The sequence below is a fragment of the Ruegeria sp. BC3 genome, from assembly GCF_056539265.1.
This window is the reverse complement of record NZ_JBQFUP010000001.1, coordinates 717,086-737,852: the sequence shown is the minus strand read 5'-3', so window position 1 is coordinate 737,852 and position 20,767 is coordinate 717,086. Positions and strand designations below refer to the sequence as shown.

Annotated in this window: 21 protein-coding genes; 12 read left to right on the top strand and 9 right to left on the bottom strand. The window is 60.7% G+C overall.

The window, feature by feature from the left end:
• The 3 genes from speB (ACR0MV_RS03625) (at position 1) to ACR0MV_RS03615 (ending at position 2,451) form a co-directional block, all read left to right on the top strand.
• A complete protein-coding gene (gene speB, locus ACR0MV_RS03625; protein ID WP_480701009.1) occupies positions 1-966 on the top strand; it encodes an agmatinase in 966 nt (321 codons plus the stop codon).
• A 63-nt stretch (positions 967-1,029) separates the two neighbouring features.
• A complete protein-coding gene (speB, locus tag ACR0MV_RS03620; RefSeq protein ID WP_480701008.1) occupies positions 1,030-1,977 on the top strand; it encodes an agmatinase in 948 nt (315 codons plus the stop codon).
• Between the two features lie 66 nt (positions 1,978-2,043).
• Positions 2,044-2,451 (top strand): DUF1499 domain-containing protein, encoded by a 408-nt coding sequence (locus ACR0MV_RS03615; protein ID WP_480701007.1) that lies wholly within the window; start codon positions 2,044-2,046, stop codon positions 2,449-2,451.
• Here ACR0MV_RS03615 and ACR0MV_RS03610 read toward each other — a convergent pair.
• Complete coding sequence (locus ACR0MV_RS03610; RefSeq protein WP_480701006.1) at positions 2,392-2,679, bottom strand: hypothetical protein; 288 nt, start codon at positions 2,677-2,679, stop codon at positions 2,392-2,394. The genes ACR0MV_RS03615 and ACR0MV_RS03610 overlap by 60 nt on opposite strands.
• Positions 2,680-2,742: 63 nt before the next feature.
• Here ACR0MV_RS03610 and prfA point away from each other — a divergent pair, with 63 nt between their 5' ends.
• The 3 genes from prfA (at position 2,743) to ACR0MV_RS03595 (ending at position 5,462) form a co-directional block, all read left to right on the top strand.
• Positions 2,743-3,798, top strand: a complete 1,056-nt coding sequence (gene prfA, locus ACR0MV_RS03605) for a peptide chain release factor 1 (RefSeq protein ID WP_480701236.1) — start codon at positions 2,743-2,745, stop codon at positions 3,796-3,798.
• Positions 3,795-4,640, top strand: a complete 846-nt coding sequence (gene prmC, locus ACR0MV_RS03600) for a peptide chain release factor N(5)-glutamine methyltransferase (RefSeq protein WP_480701005.1) — start codon at positions 3,795-3,797, stop codon at positions 4,638-4,640. Before prfA ends, prmC begins: the two co-directional genes overlap by 4 nt.
• Before the next feature lie 240 nt (positions 4,641-4,880).
• Positions 4,881-5,462, top strand: coding sequence for a DUF4167 domain-containing protein (locus ACR0MV_RS03595; RefSeq protein WP_170424323.1), 582 nt, complete (start codon positions 4,881-4,883; stop codon positions 5,460-5,462).
• Between the two features lie 62 nt (positions 5,463-5,524).
• On the opposite strand, the gene rsmA is transcribed toward ACR0MV_RS03595, so the two are convergent.
• The 5 genes from rsmA to lptG all read right to left on the bottom strand — a co-directional run bounded on the left by rsmA (position 5,525) and on the right by lptG (position 11,920).
• Positions 5,525-6,367 (bottom strand): 16S rRNA (adenine(1518)-N(6)/adenine(1519)-N(6))-dimethyltransferase RsmA, encoded by an 843-nt coding sequence (gene rsmA / locus ACR0MV_RS03590; protein ID WP_480701004.1) that lies wholly within the window; start codon positions 6,365-6,367, stop codon positions 5,525-5,527.
• An 84-nt stretch (positions 6,368-6,451) separates the two neighbouring features.
• Positions 6,452-7,417: a 4-hydroxythreonine-4-phosphate dehydrogenase PdxA gene (gene pdxA, locus ACR0MV_RS03585; protein ID WP_480701003.1), complete on the bottom strand. Its 966-nt coding sequence runs from the start codon at positions 7,415-7,417 to the stop codon at positions 6,452-6,454.
• Positions 7,414-8,667 carry a peptidylprolyl isomerase gene (locus tag ACR0MV_RS03580; RefSeq protein WP_480701002.1) on the bottom strand — a complete coding sequence of 418 codons (1,254 nt, stop codon included), beginning with the start codon at positions 8,665-8,667 and terminating at the stop codon, positions 7,414-7,416. The genes pdxA and ACR0MV_RS03580 overlap by 4 nt, the downstream gene beginning before the upstream one ends.
• Positions 8,658-10,820, bottom strand: coding sequence for an LPS-assembly protein LptD (locus ACR0MV_RS03575; RefSeq protein WP_480701001.1), 2,163 nt, complete (start codon positions 10,818-10,820; stop codon positions 8,658-8,660). The genes ACR0MV_RS03580 and ACR0MV_RS03575 overlap by 10 nt, the downstream gene beginning before the upstream one ends.
• A complete protein-coding gene (gene lptG, locus ACR0MV_RS03570) occupies positions 10,820-11,920 on the bottom strand; it encodes an LPS export ABC transporter permease LptG (RefSeq protein ID WP_480701000.1) in 1,101 nt (366 codons plus the stop codon). Before lptG ends, ACR0MV_RS03575 begins: the two co-directional genes overlap by 1 nt.
• A gap of 240 nt (positions 11,921-12,160) precedes the next feature.
• Between lptG and ACR0MV_RS03565 the strand changes: the two genes are divergently transcribed.
• Genes ACR0MV_RS03565 through ACR0MV_RS03555 form a run of 3 tightly spaced genes read left to right on the top strand, consistent with a single transcriptional unit; the run spans position 12,161 to position 15,174 of the window.
• Positions 12,161-13,627 (top strand): leucyl aminopeptidase, encoded by a 1,467-nt coding sequence (locus ACR0MV_RS03565; RefSeq protein ID WP_480700999.1) that lies wholly within the window; start codon positions 12,161-12,163, stop codon positions 13,625-13,627.
• A gap of 4 nt (positions 13,628-13,631) precedes the next feature.
• On the top strand, positions 13,632-14,090 hold the full coding sequence (locus ACR0MV_RS03560; RefSeq protein ID WP_480700998.1) for a DNA polymerase III subunit chi: 459 nt from the start codon (positions 13,632-13,634) through the stop codon (positions 14,088-14,090).
• A gap of 37 nt (positions 14,091-14,127) precedes the next feature.
• Positions 14,128-15,174: an aldo/keto reductase gene (locus ACR0MV_RS03555; protein ID WP_480700996.1), complete on the top strand. Its 1,047-nt coding sequence runs from the start codon at positions 14,128-14,130 to the stop codon at positions 15,172-15,174.
• A gap of 71 nt (positions 15,175-15,245) precedes the next feature.
• Here ACR0MV_RS03555 and ACR0MV_RS03550 read toward each other — a convergent pair whose 3' ends face one another.
• On the bottom strand, positions 15,246-16,232 hold the full coding sequence (locus ACR0MV_RS03550) for a GlxA family transcriptional regulator (protein WP_480700995.1): 987 nt from the start codon (positions 16,230-16,232) through the stop codon (positions 15,246-15,248).
• Between the two features lie 132 nt (positions 16,233-16,364).
• Here ACR0MV_RS03550 and bcoG point away from each other — a divergent pair, with 132 nt between their 5' ends.
• From bcoG to ACR0MV_RS03535, 3 genes are all read left to right on the top strand, one after another.
• Positions 16,365-17,282, top strand: a complete 918-nt coding sequence (bcoG, locus tag ACR0MV_RS03545; RefSeq protein ID WP_480700994.1) for a 3-dehydrocarnitine:acetyl-CoA trimethylamine transferase BcoG — start codon at positions 16,365-16,367, stop codon at positions 17,280-17,282.
• A gap of 81 nt (positions 17,283-17,363) precedes the next feature.
• Entirely contained in the window at positions 17,364-18,827 is a 1,464-nt protein-coding gene (locus tag ACR0MV_RS03540; protein WP_480700993.1) for a carnitine 3-dehydrogenase, read from the top strand.
• Entirely contained in the window at positions 18,824-19,585 is a 762-nt protein-coding gene (locus tag ACR0MV_RS03535) for an SDR family oxidoreductase (RefSeq protein WP_480700992.1), read from the top strand. The genes ACR0MV_RS03540 and ACR0MV_RS03535 overlap by 4 nt, the downstream gene beginning before the upstream one ends.
• Here the strand turns inward: ACR0MV_RS03535 and ACR0MV_RS03530 are convergent.
• Both ACR0MV_RS03530 and ACR0MV_RS03525 read right to left on the bottom strand, forming a co-directional pair.
• Positions 19,582-19,764 (bottom strand): hypothetical protein, encoded by a 183-nt coding sequence (locus ACR0MV_RS03530; protein WP_170424350.1) that lies wholly within the window; start codon positions 19,762-19,764, stop codon positions 19,582-19,584. The genes ACR0MV_RS03535 and ACR0MV_RS03530 overlap by 4 nt on opposite strands.
• Before the next feature lie 94 nt (positions 19,765-19,858).
• Complete coding sequence (locus ACR0MV_RS03525) at positions 19,859-20,722, bottom strand: helix-turn-helix domain-containing protein (RefSeq protein ID WP_480700991.1); 864 nt, start codon at positions 20,720-20,722, stop codon at positions 19,859-19,861.
• Between the last annotated feature and the right edge of the window lie 45 nt (positions 20,723-20,767).

The window sequence follows — 20,767 nt, the reverse complement described above, 5'->3', positions numbered from 1 at the left end:
ATGGCACTGGAAGACGCAAAGAACCAGGTGGACGAGGCGTTCACCAACCCTGATCTCAAGGGTTTATCTTACGAAAATACCTTTGGCGGTGCGACATCGTTCCTCCGCCGCCTCTACACCAAAGACCTGAGCGGCGTGGATATTGCCGTGACCGGCGTGCCGTTTGACCAGGCGGTAACCAACCGCCCTGGCACCCGTCTGGGACCGCGCGCAATCCGCGAGGCCAGTGCGCTGCAATCCCCGGACGCGCCTTATGGCTGGCCCTTTGATGCGCTGAGCGAGTTGGCGATCGTGGATTATGGCGACATGGCCTACGACTATGCCAATATCCCGGCCTTTCCTGACACGCTGAGCGATCATATCCGCACGATTCTGGCCGCGGACGTGGCATCGGTGACGCTGGGCGGCGACCACTACATCAGCTTCCCGATCCTCAAGGCCTATGCCGAGAAATACGGGCCAATGTCGCTGCTGCAATTCGATGCGCATACCGATACCTGGGCCGACGACGATATGTCCCGTGTCGATCACGGGACCATGTTCTACAAGGCGGTGAAGTCGGGAATCGTCGACCCAAAACGCTCGGTTCAGGTGGGTATTCGGACCACCAATGAGGACACTCTGGGCGTCAACATCATTGACGCGCGCGAGGTCTACGAGTCCGGCCCTGCCGCCGTGGCTCAAAAGATCAAGGGTATCCTTGGTGACAGCCCCGTGTATCTGAGTTTCGACATTGACGGTTTGGACCCGGCCTTCGCGCCCGGCACCGGCACGCCTGTTTGGGGAGGTTTAACCTCGATTCAGACCCAGATCATCCTGCGCGACATCGCGGGCATCAACATCAAGGGCGGGGACGTGGTCGAGGTATCGCCGCCCTATGACACCTCCGGCGCAACGGCCATCGCAGGCGCGCATGTGGCGACGCAGATCATTTGCCTTTTGGGGTGGAACAAGTTGCTACCTTAACCTTTGGTTAGCCATCTTTCCGGTATCACGTTAACCAAAAGACCGGACGGGAGACATACGGGCATGACTGATTTTAACCAACCGATCAGCGGCAATGATCTGGCGCGGTTTTCCGGGCCGAATACGTTCATGCGATTGCCGCATGCGGAGTCTCTGGCCGGTCTGGATGTGGCAGTTCTGGGGATTCCGGTGGACATCGGCACCTCTTGGCGGTCGGGAACACGGTTCGGCCCCAAGCAGATCCGCAGCGAAAGCGCGATGATCCGGCCCTATAACATGGCCAATTCCGCAGCCCCCTTCGACAGCCTTCAGATCGCAGATATCGGAGACTTGGCGATCAACACCTTCTCACTGGCAGACAGCCTGAAGATCATAAAGGAAAGCTATGACGCCATTCTTGATCAGGCAGTGATCCCTGTGGCTATGGGCGGCGATCATTCGATCACCCTGCCTATTCTGCGGGCCATTGCGGGCAAACACGGGCCGGTCGCGCTGGTGCATGTAGATGCGCATGCGGACGTCAATGACGAGATGTTTGGAGAGCGTGAAACCCACGGCACGGTCTTTCGCCGCGCCTACGAAGAGGGGCTGATCGTCCCGGAAAAGACGTTTCAGATCGGCATTCGCGGCTCGGGCTATGCGGCGAGCGATTTCTCTGAGGCCCGCGATTGGGGCTTTCGCCAGTTTCCCGCATGGGAACTGTGGCAGCAGAACCTGACCGAGATCGGCTCGCAGATCCGCAAGACGATCGGCGACCACCCGGTCTATGTCACCTACGACATAGACAGCCTCGACCCGGCCTATGCCCCCGGCACCGGCACGCCCGAGATCGGAGGGCTGACGACCCCGCAAGCCTTACAACTTATACACGCGCTGGCGGGGGTGAATTTGGTGGGCTGCGATCTGGTCGAGGTCTCTCCGCCCTATGACCCCTCTGGGAACACCGCGCTAACGGCAGCGAACTTGTTGTTCGAACTGTTGTGCATCCTGCCGGGTGTGACGTCGCGGTAGGCAGGTTCAAGGCGGCTTGCTCCACCGGTCGGCCGGGATATTCTTTCCCAAAGGGACTAGATTGGGATGAAGATGATAGCGCTTTGGCTTGGTATTGGTGCGGTTATTCTGCTGGGGGCGTATATCCGCCTCGCTCCTTCGGACCCGGCGAAATGGCATGTTGCTCCGGTCGGTGAGCAGAACCGCGACCTCGAAGGAGGGGCCGTTCGCGTGGTCGAGACCGGGCCGGACGGCCTGGCAAAACTGGACGCAATTGCGCGCGCCACGCCGCGCACGTCAGTTCTGGCCGGTTCGGTCGATGAGGGGATGATCACGTATATCACGCGAACCAAAGTAATTGGCTTTCCCGACTACACCACTGCCCAGCAGGATGGCGACACCCTGCGCATCTACGCGCGCCTTCGCTTTGGGCGCTCAGATTTTGGGGTAAACCAGGCTCGTGTTGAGGGGTGGCTTGCTCTGCTGCAGCCCTGAGGACAAGCAGCCCTCCTGAACCTCGCGCCACATAGGTACATTCAGCGACATCTGGCATTGGGCCATGAACATGCGGCCATCGACTTGCAGGCAGATCATCTCGCCCAGTTCGACACGTGCGCCCGATTTGTCGGTGCAATAGCAGTCCTGAACCTTGCCTCCGGGGCCTACTACATCGGCCATTACGGGTGTTGTGAACAGGGTCAGAACAAGGATCAATCGTCTCATGCGCGGCAGCTTAGCACAGGGACGGCCCTTGACCAAAGGCCCGGATTGATAGACACCGCCGGGATGATCCCCGAAGAACGTCTTGAACAGATAACTCAGCGATTCCAGTACCTCGAAGCGGCCATGGCAGATGGCGCCTTGGGCGGGGACATCGCTGCGCTGGCCAAAGAGTACTCCGACCTCAAGCCGGTGGTCGATCAGATCATGGCGTGGCGGCAGCTGGTGGCTGATCTGGCCGAAGCCGAGGCGATGCTGGCCGATCCCGACATGAAGGAACTGGCCGAAGAAGAAATCCCTTCGCTGCAGACCCGCATCCCCGATGCTGAACATGCCTTGCAGCTTGCCTTGCTGCCCAAGGATGCGGCAGATGCGCGCCCGGCGATATTGGAAATCCGCCCCGGAACCGGTGGGGACGAGGCTGCGCTGTTCGCGGGTGATCTACTGCGCATGTACCAGCGCTATGCCGAGGCCCGCGGATGGCGGTTTGAGATCATCGAGGAGCAGTCCTCGGATCTGGGCGGGATCAAAGAGGTCGTGGCCCATATCAAGGGCGAAAACGTGTTTGCCCGGATGAAGTACGAATCCGGCGTGCACCGGGTGCAGCGCGTGCCCGAAACCGAAAGCGGTGGGCGGATTCACACCTCGGCCGCGACGGTTGCGGTTCTGCCCGAGGCCGAGGATGTAGACATCCAGATCGACGCGAATGACATCCGTATCGACACGATGCGCAGCTCGGGCGCAGGCGGTCAGCACGTGAATACCACCGACTCGGCGGTTCGGATCACGCACCTACCTACGGGTTTGGTGGTCACGAGTTCCGAGAAATCCCAGCACCGCAACCGAGAAATCGCGATGCAGGTGCTCAAGACGCGTCTCTACGATATGGAGCGTCAGCGGATCGACAGTGAACGGTCCGCCGACCGGGCCAGTCAGGTGGGGTCTGGGGATCGGTCTGAACGGATCAGGACCTATAATTTCCCGCAAGGACGTATGACGGATCACCGCATCAACCTGACACTCTACAAATTGGATCAGGTGATGCAGGGCGATCTGGATGAGGTGATCGATGCGCTAACCGCAGACGATCAGGCGCGGCTTTTGGCCGAGATGGCGCAATGATCGGCGCACTGACAGCAGCGCAGGCGATGGTTGCCGCCACAGCGCGTCTGCGGGCCGCTGGCGTTGACGATCCGGCACGAGACGCGCGGGTACTGCTGGCCCATGCGGCGCGGATCGAGGCCAGCCGCGTGACCCTGATCGCACCCGAGGAGCTGTCCCCCGAGATCGCGGAACGCTATGATCAACTGATCGCACTGCGTGCTGTCCGCGTGCCGGTGTCACATCTGCTGGGCGAGCGCGAGTTCTACGGCCGCCGGTTCCGTGTGAGCCGCGATGTGTTGGACCCGCGTCCCGAAACCGAAACGCTGATCGAAGCCGCGCTGAGTGAGCCGTTCGACCATGTTCTGGATCTGGGCCTTGGATCCGGCTGTATCCTGATTACACTGCTTGCCGAACGGACCAGTGCGTCAGGCGTGGGCGTCGATCTGAGCGAGGCCGCTTGTTTGCAGACCAGTGCCAATGCAGTGCAGCATCACGTGCAGGGCCGCGTCGAGATTTTGCAATCAAACTGGTTTGAAAGCGTTGAGGGTCAGTTCGACCTGATCGTCTCAAATCCGCCCTATATCTCTCTGTCCGAAATGGACGCACTTTCGCCCGAAGTGCGTGAGCACGAGCCGCGCATGGCGTTGACGGACGAGGGCGACGGTCTGGGCGCATATCGCCACATCGCGGCAGGTGCGCCGGACTATTTGCTGCCCGGAGGGCGCTTGTTGGTGGAAATCGGCCCAACCCAGGGACGCAGTGTCGCAGCCTTGTTCGAGTCGGCGGGTCTGACGGCCACTCGGATTATTCCCGATCTGGATGGTCGGGATCGTGTGGTTTTTGCCAGAATGCCCCAGTAGCGTGGCAACCTGACGCCGAAAAGCGCCGAATGATGTAAAAAAGCTGCGAAATTTTGGACAACCCCCTTGTCTGCACGCGCAGGACGTGTTTACTCAGGATCAGTCGGAGAGGTTGACGCTGTTTCAGCGGGCCCCTGACGCCAAGCCCAAAAAAGTCGACATCGCGTGACGGCTAAAGCCTTTGAGCAGTGCAGGACGCGAACAGATCGGCATCGAATGACAAGGCTGACGTAAAGTAAGATGAGATCTTCCAAATCCCGCTCGCGGGCCAAGAACAACCGCAATCGCCCTTCTGGGGGTAACGTCGTTAACCGGGTTTTTGACAGCTCGGGTCCAGAAGGCAAGGTGCGCGGTACGCCCCAGCAGATCATCGACAAGTATAACCAGTTGGCGCGTGACGCCCAACTGTCCAACGACCGTGTGGCCGCCGAGAACTTTCAGCAGCACGCTGAACACTATCTGCGCCTGCTGAGCGAAGCGCAGCGCGAAATGGAAGCGCGTCGTGAAGAGCAGGAGCGTCAGAACCGCGAGCGTCAGGCCGAGCGTGACCGTGAACGCGCAGAGCGTCAGGAACGCGAAGCGGCTGCCCGTCAGTCAGACCCGGCTGAAGCACCGCAGCCCGACGTGATGGATTTCGCGCCCGAGGCTTCCGCGCCTGAATCCGGACTGGTCGAAACCCCGGAAAGCCAGGGAGAAGCCCCTCCGGCAGAGGCACCGGCGAAAAAAGAAAAAGCGCCGCGCCGCCCGCGCGCGCGCAAGCCCAAAGCGGCGGCTGAGGATACCCCGGCAGGCGACGGCGACGCGCCAGAAGCCGCCGAATAATCCCGGTATCAGAAGTTAGCCAAAAAGCCCCGGATCTTGGTCCGGGGCTTTTGCATTTGGGATCAGTTTTTCTGGACTTCGCGCGCCAGTGCGCAGAACGCCTCGAGCGGGATTTGCTCGGCGCGTTCGGTCGGCTTGATGCCGGCAGCAAGCAAGCGGTCCTCGATATCCGGGGCCACGCCTTTCAACGAAGCGCGCAGCATTTTGCGCCGTTGGTTGAACGCGGCGGCGACGACGCGCGACAGCGTGGCAGCATCAGCTGGATAGCGCGGTTCCGGCAGGACGGTCAGGTGCACAACCGCACTGGAAACCTTGGGCGGTGGCGTGAACGCACCGGGCGGCAGAGACATCGCAATACGCGCCTCGGCTCGCCACTGAGCAAGAATGGCCAGCCGGCCATAAGCCTTGCTGCCCGGTTGCGCGACAATGCGCTCTGCGACCTCGCGCTGGAACATCAGGGTCAGGCTCTGCCAAAAGGGCGGCCATTCGGGCGGGGTCAGCCAGCGGACCAGCAACTCGGTGCCCACGTTGTAAGGCAGATTGGCGGCAATGCGGATCGGCGAGGTCAGATGTGCTAGCGGGTCGATTTCCAACGCGTCGCCGTTGATCACTTCGAGTCTTCCGGGATAGGCCGCAGCGATGTCGTTCAGAGCCGCAATACAGCGGGTGTCTTTTTCAACGGCAACGACCTTACGCGCGCCCTCGGACAGAAGGCCTCGGGTCAAACCGCCCGGGCCCGGACCGATCTCGAGCACGTCGCATTCGGTCAGGTCGCCTGCCTGCCGCGCGATCTTGGCGGTCAGGTTGAGGTCCAGTAGAAAGTTCTGCCCCAGCGACTTGCGCGCTGAAAGCTGGTGGGTCGCGATGACCTCACGCAAGGGGGGGAGGGTGTCGATTGCGCTCATGATCCGTTTACCGTGGCGCGTGTTGGTTGGTCAGCGCCAGAGATTTTTTGCCTCCGGCGGAGATATTTTCAGCCAGGTGAAGGGTCAAGAGGCCTGCGCCATCCGTTGGGCGAGTTTCAGCGCCTCGATCAGGCTGGTGGGGGTGGCGATGCCTTGACCGGCGATGTCCAGTGCTGTGCCGTGATCTGGCGAGGTGCGTATGAACGGCAGGCCCAGAGTCACGTTCACACCCCGGTCGAAATCCAGTGTTTTGATGGGGATCAGCGCCTGGTCGTGATACATCGCGATCGCTGCATCGTAACGGTCGCGAGCGGCGGCGTGGAACATCGTATCTGCCGGGTGCGGGCCGGTCACCACGCACGAATCGTTGGGCAATTCCGCAATCAGAGGCGCGATCCAGTCGAGTTCTTCGTGCCCCATCTTCCCGCCTTCGCCCGCATGCGGGTTCAGCCCGGCAACAGCGATGCGAGGGCAGGCGATGCCAAATTGGTTACGCAGACCCTCGGCGGTGATTGCGATGGTCTCACGCAGCAGGTCGGGGGTCAGTTCGGACGGCACCCGCGAAAGCGGGATGTGAATCGTGGCGGGAACGACGCGCAGTTGATCGCTGGCCAACATCATAACGACGCGTTTTTTCCCCGCCAACGCGGCCAGAAACTCCGTATGGCCGGGATAGGCGAACCCGGCACCGTCGATGAGGGCTTTTTTGTGGATAGGCGCGGTGCACAGTGCTGATGCAGCGCCGGACTGCACCAAGGCGACTCCGGTCTCGATAGCATCAATCACGCTGGGCGCATTGGCCGGGTCAGGCTGGCCCGGTGTGTTCGGGGCCGGGAAATCCAACTGCAGAATGGGCAGGGCGGTCGCGCAGATCTCCCTGGCCTCTGCTGGGGTGCTGATCCGTTGAACAGGGGTGTCCGTGGGCAGGTGCGTAGCATCCCCGATGTAGAAAAAGGGACAGGCTTCGCGCAGTTCCGACCACGCTTTGGCAGCGATCTCGGGGCCAATTCCCGCCGGATCGCCGCAGCTGAGCGCGATGGGCGCGCTCATTGCTCGATGATCGTGGCGTCAGCGCGCATCTGTTCGATCAGGCTGTCTGCGAAGGCTTGCAGGCGCTGCTGCGTCAGGGCGTTGGCCACATCCACGCGCGACGTCTCCTCGCCACGGTCCAGCGTGCGCGTGCACAGCATCAGGAACTTCAGCGTCTGGCCGTTGTTGCCGGTCAGCGTTGTCGAGACTTCGTTCAGGTCGAGTTTGGACAGCTCAATCGCGACATCGCGCGGGATCTCAGAAGGGCTGACCTCGGCGCGCTGCAGAACTCCGGCTGGTTGATCCTTGGCGATGCCGTAAAGGTCATCACAGGTGTCGACCTCTTCGCGCAGTTTGGCAGCACGCGCCAGGGTTTCGGCGCTGCGGCCACCGGCCATGTTATAGATGGCGTAGTCGATTTTGGAATACCGCGGCGCGCTAGCTGCGGTTTCCCGTATTCCGCGCATTTGGAACAAAGCGATGGCATTAGGTAGTGACAGCGGCTGAGTGATATCGCCGTTTTTCAGCCCCAGAATCACGGGCTGCAGTGCCGGGGGAAGGTCGGTCAGGTTCAGCCACTCCAATCGCCCGCCATCATTGCGGGTGCCAGCAGCTGAATACTGCGTTGCGGCTGCGGAAAACGCATCAAACCCTTCCAAAAGGGCGATTTCCTCGGCCAGCAACTCGGCTTGCGCAACGGTCTGCTGTGTCACCGGGATGATGATTTCGGACAAGAGGACCTGAAGCCCGCCGCTGCCCCCTTGGCCCAGGGCCCGGTTGATCTCATCTTCGCTGGGTCGGGCCTGCGAGAGAAAGCGCGCGCTTACAAAGTCGCGCCATGACAACTGATCGGCAACGAAATCCCGCACGGTTTCAGGTGAGACCCCGGCATCAGCCAGCAGATTCAGGAACTCGTCGGTCGAAAGACGACCGCGGGCGGCGAATTCGTCAATACCCAGTTGAATATCTTCAGGAGCGGCCTCGATTCCAGCCTCGCGCATGGCTTGCTTGCGCAGCCGTTCGTCGATCAATGCTTCGCGGACTTCGGCCTCGGTCGCACCGGGTGCGCCCAGTGCTGACAGGAATTGTTGACGTTGCTCAAGCTCATACCAGGTGACGATGTCCTGATTGACTTTGATCGCAGGCGAAAACAGGCTTTGCGCCTGCACCTGTGCACCGGAAAGCGTCACCAGAACGGCAGCCAGCGCCGGCGCAACCGGTTTAAGCCAACCGGAACGGATGAATCGGGAGAAACCTGAAATCAACTGCATCTTCTCTTGTACTGTTGGCCGCCACCCTCGACGGAGTAACCTGTCAGGGCAACGGTAAACCCGAATTCTGTCGAAGGCTCAATACTTGATGATGAGGTAAATCGTCTACTGACAGTCATGTTAACCCGCACACACTCGTTCTGGTAGGTAATCCCCAGCCCATAGCGGATCGGTTCGGATTCGCTAAAGTCATATCGTGCCAGCGCCGTCGTCAGCCAGTTCTGATCCACTCGGTAACGCCCGTCGAGCCAGATTTCGGAAATCTCGTCATCCACGTTTTCCGCCGGGTCGGGCTCTTGCCAGACGTAGCTGCCGACGACATCAGCATTTTCCCCGACCCAGGCAGCGCGCACCTCGGCCTTGGCGAAACTGAAATCACCGTTCAGCAAACCCCGGCCTGCCAGAGACCAGCCATTAGCCGTCTGTAGCTGACCCGCCAGCAGTATGTCGGACGAGGTGCCCTGAAGGCCCGACGTCAGGTTGAAGTTGGGGTCTGCGGTCGAACGAAAGACCTGACCGACAGTGGCCAGCGCCCGCCATCCATTAGGGGCCTGACGCGACCAGTTCAGCCCGAAAACAGCTGTCGTGCCATCTTCGCGCCGGTCTGGCGCAGGAAAGCGGGACAGGGACAGCAGGTTGCCCTGGTCGAATTCCTGAAAAGTGCTTTCGTCATTGGGCACGTCCTGGTCAGTCACACGTGTCCAGCCAATCTGCGCGATGGGTTCAAGAACCTGTACTGCGCCGGATGTCTCACGCTTGCTCATGGGATACCGCAACGTCAGTGCCGCGCGCGGCGTGGCCCGTGTCACGCGATCAGGGAACTGACTGTCGTCTCGGATGTTGAACGTATCAACCGACGCTCCAAGCTGCGCATCAGCGCGCAGACCCGAGGTAAAGGTCCAGCTGCGCAGCCATTGCGCATCAAATGTACCGCGCGCCACGTCGCGGCCCACGATGTCCTCATCGCTGGTGCGCTTGTGGGTGTGGGTGACAAAGCCCAGTCGCACTTCGCCTCCGACAGAGGTCGGGAAGTAGCGTTTTTGGAAGTAGAGGTCGAAGATACGGGACGGGATCTCTTCCTCATTCTCGCTGTCGCGCAAGGACTTGTAATGGATAAAGCTGGTGCGGAAGGCGGTATCGCGCTTGATCCGCTCTAACGCGACCTCGCTGCGCAGACGGTCAAAGTCGGGCAGGCCGTAGTCGGCCAGATAGGCGTTGTCCGAGGTTGTTTTCAGATCGAACAAAAAGCGGAAATCGTTGTTCAGGTTAAAGAAACCGTTGGCGAACAAATAGCCGCGATCCTCGCCCTGTTGCAGATCATCACGGGTAAACGCGCCGTTGAACTCGATCCGACCGCGCTTGAATGCCTGTCGGTAACGATAACCCAACGTGCGGGTTTTCGACGACAGATAGGGGGTCAGGGTCAGGTCTCTGTGGTCGCCCATCTTGATGAAGTACGGCACCTGTAACCCGGTACCCAGCTGCGATGTTGTGCGCAGCGACGGGACGAGAAAACCGGTGGCCCGTTCAAGCGTCGGGTCTGGTAGGCGCAGGTAGGGCAGGTAGAAGACCGGCACATCCAGAAGGCGGAATTGCGCGCCTTCGAAATACAGCTGGCGCTCCAGTTGATCATGCGTGACCTTGCGCGCCCTTATCTGCCAGATCGGCGGTTTGCCATTGGCGCAGACATGGCACGACGTGGCCGAGACTTTGCTGAACTGCGTATAGCGCCCACCGGCCCGCGCAGCCTGGACCGAGGCGATCTGCACCTGTTGGTCAAACACCATGCGCGCGCCGACCAGCAGGCCGTTCAGGATGCCGTCATCCAACTCGGCCGAATCCGCGAGCAAGGTCGTGGCACCGCCCTGGTCTATGCGAACGGGGCCTTCCAATGACAGGTTGCCGGTCTCGCGGTCGTATGTGATGCGCGAAGCGGTGACTTTAGTGTCGCCCTGAAACGCCTCGACATTGCCCTCGGCGACAAGATAACGTTCGGGCGTGATAAAGATGCGGTCGGCCACCAGAAGGGCCGGTTGATCCTCTTGCGCGGTGCTCTGGGGCGCGTTTGTGGCGGTCGGGGACTGGGCCAAAGTGCTTGCAGGCATTGCCAGCGCAACAGCGCCGGACAGCAGCAAGCCGGTTAAAATCCGCATCAGCCGTCCTCCGCGTGCAGCAATAGGCCAAGGGATAGAAGAATGGCTGCAAAGGGCGGGGCCCAAGCCGCGACTAGAATAGGCAATTGACCGTTTTCCCCCAGTATTTGGGCAAAGTTTCGAATGAAGTAGATGCCAAAGCCCAGCAATACGGCGGTCAGAACGGCGATCCCGGTGCCGCCGAAACGCACATGGCGCATGGTGAAAGCGGCACCGATCAGAACCATCGATATCAAAAACAGAGGACGGGCCAACTGCACCTGCAGCCAGACCTCGTACTGCTTGGTGGAAAACCCGGCTTCGCGCAGATCGCGGATCAGTTCCGGCAGATCATAGATGGATACAGAGTCCTGCTCGCCCAGCGTGTCCAGAATCCGTTGACGCGTTAGCGAGGTTGGAATTTCAAGCCGCGCATGTTCCTTGGCATGGGTTTCGGGATTCACGCCGTCTTCCAGCGACCAGATCTTGGCATTGCTCAGCACCCAGATTCCACCCTCGAGGTCTGCCTGATCGGCTGTGATCTGTTGGGTCGGTGTGCCGTCCGGGGCAAAGGTGATGATCGTAACCTCGTTCAGCGTGAAGGTGTCCCCGTTCGAGGTATCGCGCGCATGGATCACCGATTGCCCATTGGCCGAGCCCTGACGCAGCCACAACCCTTCGGCACTGATCGACAGGGTGGACCCGCCATCATTCTTGTAGCTTTCAGCCAGGCGCTTGTATTCTTCGGACGTCGCCGCGGCGATTGGGTTCAAAAGGCCGACTGCCATCGCGCCGATGATTAACGCAATGACCACCGGGGCCAAAAGGGCGCGTATACCTGACCGGCCCGTGGCACGGGTCACCACCAGCTCGGAACTGCGGGCCAGCCCGATGAACAACGCGATTGTGGACAGAATGATCAGCAGCGGCAGCATCTCGCTGATCGCGGCGGGGGTGTTCAGCAATGTCAGCTGCAGCAATTGGCCAAACGACAGGTTTACCTCGTCAAAGCGGCGGACCTGCTCGATCAGGTCGATCAGAATCATCAGCGTCAGAAAGATGCTGCCGATAACCAGAAAGCTTTGAATGAAACGGCGGGCGAAGTAGCGGTCGAGGATCACGCGGGACCCTCCGCAATGCAGGCATTCAACCGGTTCAGCGCCGGATACAGACCAGAATCACCGCAGCACACCCATGTGCGTGACGGCCTATGCCTGCCCTGTCTTGCCAAGATCTTCTCCCCCGAGCCTGTCGGATTTTTTCCGGGACTGTAATGCAATTGCTGATCGGGGAAAACTGCTATCTGGTCAAGCCGCGCGGCGCGGGCTAGGTCTTGGGGAACTGATTTTGAGGAGTTTGCAATGAGCAGTCTTATACCGATCCGTTTTCAGGCTTTCGACGTGGACGCAATGGCGCAGGCCGAAGGGCGCGTTGTCGTCATCATGACACCCGAGGCCAAGATGGGTCCAGCTGTGCGTCGCGCCAACCGATTGACCCGCGGCGCGGTGGCCCGTCTGATCGAAAGCGACCGGTTCGAAAAGGTCAAAGCGGGCGATGTGGTCTCACTGGCCTGGCCCAGCGGAATGGCGGCCGAGGCGCTGGACATTCTGATCCTGGACCGTCGCCCCGATCCGGCCGAGGCCCGCAAGGCAGGGGCCAAACTGGCCAAGCTGGCGGACAACCAGCCCGTTTTGGTGATGGCTGGAAATCAGGCCAAAACCGAAGATCTGGCAATGGGTCTGGCGCTGCGCAGCTATGACTTTGACGCGCACAAGTCCAAAGAGGCGGATCAGCCCGCAGGGTTCACCATCAGCCACCAGAAAGCGGATGAGGTTGAGGCCGCCTTTGCGCCGCTTTACGCGGTGGCCGACGGTGTGCGCATGACGCGCGACCTGACCAACGAACCCGCCAACGTCCTGACCACGACCGAATTCGCTGACCGTCTGGACGAGATGAAAGAGCTGGGGCTTGAGGTCGACGTACTGGAAGAAGACAAGCTTGCCGAGTTGGGCATGCGCACGCTGCTGAGCGTCGGGCAGGGCTCAGTCAGCCCCTCGAAGGTTGTGGTAATGCAGTGGAACGGTGGCGACAAGGACGATGCGCCGCTGGCTCTGGTCGGAAAGGGCGTGGTGTTTGACACCGGTGGTATCTCGCTGAAGCCGGCGGGTGGCATGGAAGACATGACCATGGACATGGGCGGCGCGGGCGTCGTCGCGGGCACTATGCGCGCGTTGGCCAAGCGCAAGGCTAAGGCCAATGTCGTTGGGCTGGTGGGTCTGGTCGAGAATATGCCTTCAGGCAACGCGACTCGCCCAGGCGATGTGGTCAAATCGATGAAAGGCGATACGGTCGAGATCATCAACACCGATGCCGAGGGCCGTTTGGTTCTGTGCGACGTGATGTGGTACGCGCAGGAACGGTTCCAACCTGTAGGCATGGTCGATTTGGCCACCCTGACCGGCGCGATCATCATCGGACTGGGGCATGAGAATGCCGGTGTGTTTTCGAACAACGACACGTTCTGCAACGCCTTCCTGAAGGCCGCCGGGGCCGAGGATGAAGGTGCATGGCGGATGCCTCTGGGTGAAGCCTACGACAAACAGCTCAAATCGCGGATCGCTGATATGAAGAACGTCGGTGGCCGTCCGGCGGGCTCGATCACCGCGGCGCAGTTCCTGCAGCGCTTTGTGAAGGAAGAGACACCGTGGATTCACCTGGACATCGCAGGCGTGGCCTCGGTCTCGTCCGAGACGTCCTATGCGCCCAAAGGCGCGACCGGCTGGGGCGTGCGCGCACTCAGCCGTTTTGTGCAGGACAATTTCGAGTAAGCACATGGGCGCAGTCTATTTCTACCACCTGACCCGCCAGCCGTTGGAATACACCTTGCCGGTGTTGCTGGATAAGGCACGGCAGGCCGGGTGGAAGATTGCCGTGCGGGGCACTGACCCTGCGCGGATGGACTGGCTGGATGAAAAACTGTGGCTGGGGCGGGAAGAGGATTTCCTGCCCCATGGCCGCGCGGGTGGTCCACATGATGCAGCACAACCTATCCTGTTGACGACCGAAATGCAGGCCGCGAATGACCCGACCTGCGTCATGGCCGTGAACGGCGCGCAGGTTGAGCCGGATGAGGTCACCGCCTTAGACAGGGTTTGCATCCTGTTTGACGGCAATGACGAACAAGCTGTGCAGCATGCGCGCGGGCAGTGGAAAGCGCTGACCGGCGCGGGGTGTTCGGCTCAATACTGGTCCGAAGAGTCCGGTCGGTGGGAGAAGAAGGCCGAGGCTTAAACGCTAGGTCTCACAAGTAATTTCAGGAGAGTGACAGATGGACATGAAGCCTTTGGGCCGCACCGGTATCGAGGTCAGCGACCTGTGCCTTGGCACGATGACATTCGGTACTCAGACATCCGAAGCGGACGCGCATCGGCAGATGGACATGGCGCTGGCCGCCGGGATCAATTTTGTGGATGCGGCCGAGATGTATCCGGTCAACCCGGTGTCGAAAGAGACGGTGGGGCGGACAGAAGAGATCCTTGGAAACTGGAATGCCGCCAATCCCGCGCGACGGGGTGAGTACATTCTGGCCACCAAGCACTCTGGCGCGGGGTTCATGCACGCACGGGACGGGGCTGCGATTTCGGCGCAAACAATCCCCGAGGCGATCGAAGGCTCGCTGCGCCGGCTGCAGACGGAATGCATTGATCTCTACCAGTTTCACTGGCCCAACCGCGGCAGTTACATGTTCCGGCAGAACTGGAACTACGCACCGTCCGGGCACAACACCAATGAGGTGTTGGAGAACATGCAGGAATGCCTTGAGGCGTTGCAGCAGCAGGTGGACAAGGGCAACATCCGTGCTTTTGGTCTGTCGAACGAAAGCGCCTGGGGCACCGCGCAATGGCTGCGCCTGTCCGAGCAGATGGGCACCCCGCGCGTGGCATCCGTTCAGAACGAGTATTCCTTGCTGTGCCGTCACTTTGACACGGACATGGCCGAACTGAGCGTGCATGAGGATGTGGGCCTGATGGCGTTCTCTCCGCTGGGGGCCGGGTTCCTGACGGGCAAGTATCAAGGCGGGGCAGTGCCCAAGGGATCGCGTATGGATCTGGTGCCGACGATGGGTGGACGTAAGTACGAGCGCGTGTTCGGGGCGGTCGATGCCTATCTGGAGGTTGCGCAACGGCATGGTCTGGACCCGGTTCATATGGCGCTGGCGTGGTGCCGGACGCGGCCCTTTATGATGTCCGCCATTTTCGGGGCCACCACAGTGACGCAGTTGGAACACATCCTTGCCGGAAAAGATTTGCGGTTGTCAGATGAGGTTCTGACCGAGATTGGTCAGGCGCATCGCTCGCATCCCATGCCATTCTAGGGGGCGCTGCCCCCGCCGCCCGTATCGGGCGGCTCCCCCGAGGTATTTGGGGCCAGATGAAGCAGATCCCGTCAGTGGTGGGTCGGTTGCGTACGATCCTGGCGCAGGTCGCGGGCCGACAGGCCGTGCGCCGTGCGGAAGGCCCTGGCAAAGCTGGATTGCGAGGCAAAGCCGGTGGCCAGCGCGACGTCCATCAAGGGCATGTCAGTATCGGTAACCAGACGACGCGCCTCGGCCAGGCGCAGTTGCAGGTAGTGATCCTGCGGCGTGGTGTTCAGGCGCAGGCGGAACTGCTGCTGTAGAGTCCGAGGGCTGGTGCCAAGCGTTTCGGCGATGTCGGCCAGCGGAAGGGGGTCTTCCAACGAAGACTCCATCAGGGAATTTGCTTTGGCTGTCAGTGCGGTGTGGCGATGTGGAACGCCAGTACGGCTCTGTGGTTTGGTCGGGCTGGGCGCCCCGTCGTAGAGGAACAGGCCCGAGACGCGGGCGGCAAAGCCCGCGCCGTGGCGCGCAGCGATGATGTGCAGCATCATCTCGACCGCGGGGATCGCGCCGCCTGAGGTCAGGCGGTTTTCGGATACGGTAAATCGGTCGGGGCGCACGTCGACCTCGGGGAAGCGGGTGGCGAAATTATCCAGATCTTCCCAGTGCGTGGTGGCAGCGTGGCCGTTCAGCAGCCCGGCCTCGGCAAGCAGCCAGGGACCGCCATCAATCCCGGCCATGGTGGCACCGGTGCCCGCGATGCGGCGCAGGCCGGCCAGCAGGCTGGGCGTGGCGTGGCGGGCCAGTTGAAATCCGGCGACGACAATCATCAGGTCGCAGCCTTGCAACCGGGCCAGAGGTATGCCGGGAACCATCAGCGCGCTGGTCAGCATCGCGGGCTCGGCAGTGGCTGTCACATAATCCCAGTCAAATGCCGGGCGATCCGCTAGCCGGTTTGCCGCGCGCATTGGGTCAACGGCGGATGCGAAGCTAAGCGTGTTGCATTCGTCCAGAACCAGCACGGCCGTTTTCAGGGCGCGATGTTCAGGCTGCAATATGTTTTTTGCGGATTTCATCAAGTTCGATTCGCATTCTGGCAAGTGTTTTCCCAAGGCTGCGTCAGAGTTAGGGGTGAACGCAAATCGGAATCCGGGGAGAAGCCTGAGGATAAGTCAGGGCGAAACCGGGTATAACTTGGGGAAAACACCATGCCATTGGAAATGAACCGCGACGTCTTCATCACCTGTGCCGTTACGGGCTCGGGCGGAACGCAGGATCGCAGCCCACATGTGCCGCGCTCACCGAAGCAGATTGCAGAAAGCGCGATCGCTGCCGCCAAGGCCGGTGCCGCCATCGTTCACTGCCATGTGCGCGACCCTGAAACAGGTGCGCCCAGCCGTCGCCTGGACCTGTATCGCGAGGTGACCGAGCGCATTCGCGAGGCCGAGGTGGACGTGGTTCTGAACCTGACCGCCGGGATGGGCGGCGACATGGTGTTTGGCCCGACCGAGTCGCCTCTGCCTCTGCGCGAGGACGGGACCGACATGATTGGCGCGGCGGCACGCGTTGAGCATGTGGCCGAGTGTCTGCCCGAGATTTGTACTCTGGACTGCGGCACCATGAACTTTGCCGAGGCCGATTACGTCATGACCAACACGCCCGGCATGCTGCAGGCGATGGGCCGCATGATGACGCATCTGGGCGTAAAACCCGAGATTGAGGCGTTTGACACCGGCCATCTGTGGTACGCCAAGCAGTTGGTGAAGGATGGTGTTCTGGACAACCCGGCTCTGGTTCAGCTGTGCATGGGCGTGCCGTGGGGTGCACCCGATGATCTGAACACCTTCATGGCGATGGTGAATAACGTTCCGGACGACTGGACCTTCAGCGCGTTTTCGCTGGGCCGGAACCAGATGGCTTACGCGGCAGCAGCCGTTTTGGCGGGCGGCAATGTGCGCGTCGGGCTGGAAGATAACCTGTGGTTGGACAAAGGCGTGCTGGCCGAAAACTGGCAGTTGGTCGAACGGGCCGGGACCATCATTGAAAACATGGGCGCGCGTGTGATCGGTGCACAGGAAGTGCGTGAGAAGCTGGGGCTGACCAAGCGGGCTCCGATGGCGAAGTGATCCCAGGCGGGGTTGGGGCCAAGTCCCAACCCCCTAGGCTCTTCGGCGAATGAAGACTGCGAAATTTACAGGCGGTAGACTATGAAAACAGCGGCGATTATTGGCGGCGGTGTGATCGGCGGCGGATGGGCCGCTCGGTTCCTGCTGAATGGCTGGGACGTCCGGGTGTTCGACCCGGATCCCGAGGCTGAGCGAAAGATAGGTGAGGTTTTGGACAACGCGCGCCGGTCTTTGCCGGGGCTCAGCGATGTGCCTTTGCCGCCTGAGGGGGCTTTGACATTCCACGACGACATGGCGGATGCCGTTCAGGGCGCAAGCTGGATTCAGGAAAGCGTGCCAGAGCGTTTGGACCTGAAGCTTAAGGTTTACAAAGGGTTGCAAGAAGCTTGTGATCCAGGCGCAATCATCGGCTCATCAACCAGCGGGTTCAAGCCGTCGGAACTGCAGGATGGCGCTGTGCGCCCGGAACAGATCGTGGTGACGCACCCGTTCAACCCGGTGTACCTGTTGCCGTTGATCGAGTTGGTGCCAACCGACAAGAACCCCGCTGAAATGATCGAGCGGGCGCAAGAACTGTTGAAATCGGTTGGTTTCTTCCCTCTGCACGTCAAAAAAGAGATCGACGCGCATATTGCTGACCGGTTCCTCGAGGCCGTTTGGCGCGAGGCGCTGTGGCTGGTCAAGGACGGTATCGCCACGACGGAAGAAATCGACGAAGCAATCCGCATGGGGTTCGGCATCCGCTGGGCGCAGATGGGCCTGTTCGAGACCTATCGTGTGGCGGGTGGTGAGGCCGGGATGCGGCATTTCATGGCGCAGTTTGGCCCGGCGTTGAAATGGCCCTGGACCAAGCTGATGGATGTGCCGGAATTCACGGATGAACTGGTCGATATGATCGCGGATCAGTCGGATGCGCAGTCGGGGATGCACTCGATCCGTGAACTGGAGCGGATTCGCGATAACAACCTTGTCGGGATGATGCGGGCGTTGAAAGCGCAAAACTGGGGTGCGGGCGCTGTCCTCAATCAACATGATGCTGCGCTGAAGCCCGGTGCCTTGCCGACAATCGAACAAGCAGACCTGAGCCAGCCGATCCTGACACTTGCGCGGGCCGTTCCGCTGGATTGGACCGACTATAACGGCCACATGAACGAGGCGCGGTATCTGGAAGCCTTTGCTGCAGCCACCGACCGGTTCATGGAAATCATCGGTTGCGACGCGGAGTATATCTCATCGGGTGGCAGCTACTTCACTGCTGAAAACCACATCCGGTATATCGACGAAGTGCATGCGGGTGCGAAGATCGAAGTGCGGACTCAGATGCTGCTGGGGCACGGCAAAAAGCTGCACGTGTTCCACTCGATGTATGAGGCGGACAAGCTGCTGGCCACGGGCGAGAGCTTTTTGCTGCATGTCAGCCTGGAAACACGTCGTCCTAGTGCCCCATCGGCCGAGATCGAAGCGGCCATGGCTCGTATCGCCGAAGCACAGGCTGGCTTGCCATACCCCGAGGGTGCCGGGGCCGCGATCCGCAAACCGGCATGAGCGGGCGTGTTCTGATCACAGCTGGCGCTTCGGGCGTTGGCCGTGCCATGGCCGAGGCGTTTGATGCCGTAGGGGCACAGGTTTGGGTGGCGGATGTCGATCATCAGGCCCTTGCGGATTGCCCCGGCCACTGGCGGCGATCTGAGGTGAATGTCGCGGATGAGGCAGAGGTTGCTGCCTTATTTGGTGAGATTGAGGCCGAATGGGGCGGGGTGGACACGCTTTGCGCCAATGCCGGGATCGCGGGTCCAACGGCTCTGGTCGAAGATGTTGCACTTGAGGACTGGCGTTTGTGTCTTGCGGTGAACCTTGAGGGGGCATTTCTGTGTGCCAAATACGCCTCTCCGCTGATGAAGCGTCAAGGCAGCGGGGCGGTGGTCATCACGTCGTCAACTGCTGGGCAATATGGCTATCCCAACCGCGCGCCATATGCGGCGGCAAAATGGGGTATGATCGGTCTGGCCAAGACCCTGGCGATGGAGTTGGGCCCGCATGGTGTGCGCTGCAACGCCATCTGTCCGGGCGCGGTTGAAGGCCCCCGGATGGAGGGTGTGCTGCACCGCGAGGCGCAAGCCAAGGGGATGACCCGGGATGAGGTCTATGCGGGTTACGCCTCGGGCACCTCGATGGGGCGCTTCGTCGAAGGTCGTGACATCGCGAATATGGCGGTGTTTCTGGCTTCAGACGCAGCCCGATTGGTGTCGGGGCAGGTGATTGCCGTCGACGGTCATACGGTCAACCCGGACCCTAAGGTTTAACCCTGATTGGGACCGCGTATCTGGCGGATCGACTGGCGGACCGCCTGCCAATCGCGGGCTTGGTCCATGTTCCCGGCGGCTTCGCATTCGCGCATTTTCTGCGCGGCTTCCGCCTCGGCCTGATCTCCGTGCGCCGAATAAAGCGCGCGGGCGTATTGAGCGGTTTTCAGTGCGTCCATTCCTGTCCTCCTCCGTCTGGGATCGGATTGCCTGAAGGTTCGCGCCAAACGACAGTAGCACAGGATGAACCAGCTTGCATCTTTAGGATTAGGTTCAGGTGGGAATCGCCGACCGCAGATGCCTAAGATGGTCGGGGAAATCCCGGGCGGTCACATCCGCTTCGCGCACCAACGTGTCGAAATGACGGGTAAATGTCTCGATCCGGTCGCGGTCGCGAAAGGCCATGTAGTGGCTGCCTGCGTAGAACACGCACAGCAGAGGACCAAAGATAGTGACTGGTGCTGAGTAAAGACGTTTGGCGTCGAACAGATAGATGCGCATTCGGGGATAAAGCTGCTCACATAGCGCCAGCAAGTGGTCAATCTGGTTCAGGCGGATCTTGGGGCAAAGGCCCTCGTAGTAGCCAGTTGCGCGGGCAAAGCTGTCCAACTCGAACAGGGGCATGGCGATTTCATAGTCTGATTGCGCGCTGCGCATCCATGTCAGGCGATCGGCCGAGGCACCGATGGCTTGATCTGCCGTGCGGCCCAGATGCGGGGCGTATTCCCATTCCAACACGGCGCGTGTTTTCAACATGTCGGGCAGGGTGGCCGGGACATAACGAATCTTGTAACCGGCGGCCTCTTTGTGCCACTCGAAAATACGTTCATCGACCAGCGCGCGCGGGGCCTTGGTCATTGTCAATGAACTGGCCAGCAACTCGGCCGCGCTTTCGGGCCGATCCGACAGGCTAAGCAACCAATCCGCCGACACCCCAAGCGCTGCGGCGCAGCTGCCGACCACATGGGCATTGGGCAGGCGTGCGCCTTCACCGGTCAACAATTGGGAAACGGTCGAGCGGTCCACGCCGATATTCCGTGCAAGGGCGCTTTGGCTGACGTGCTGTTCTTCCATGGCGCGGGCAAGGCGCAGTCGGAACTGCGCGGCACGGTCTCGTTTGTCTATTTTATCCTGCATATGGTGATAAATATCACAGATGATGAGTTTTGTTAATCATATTCA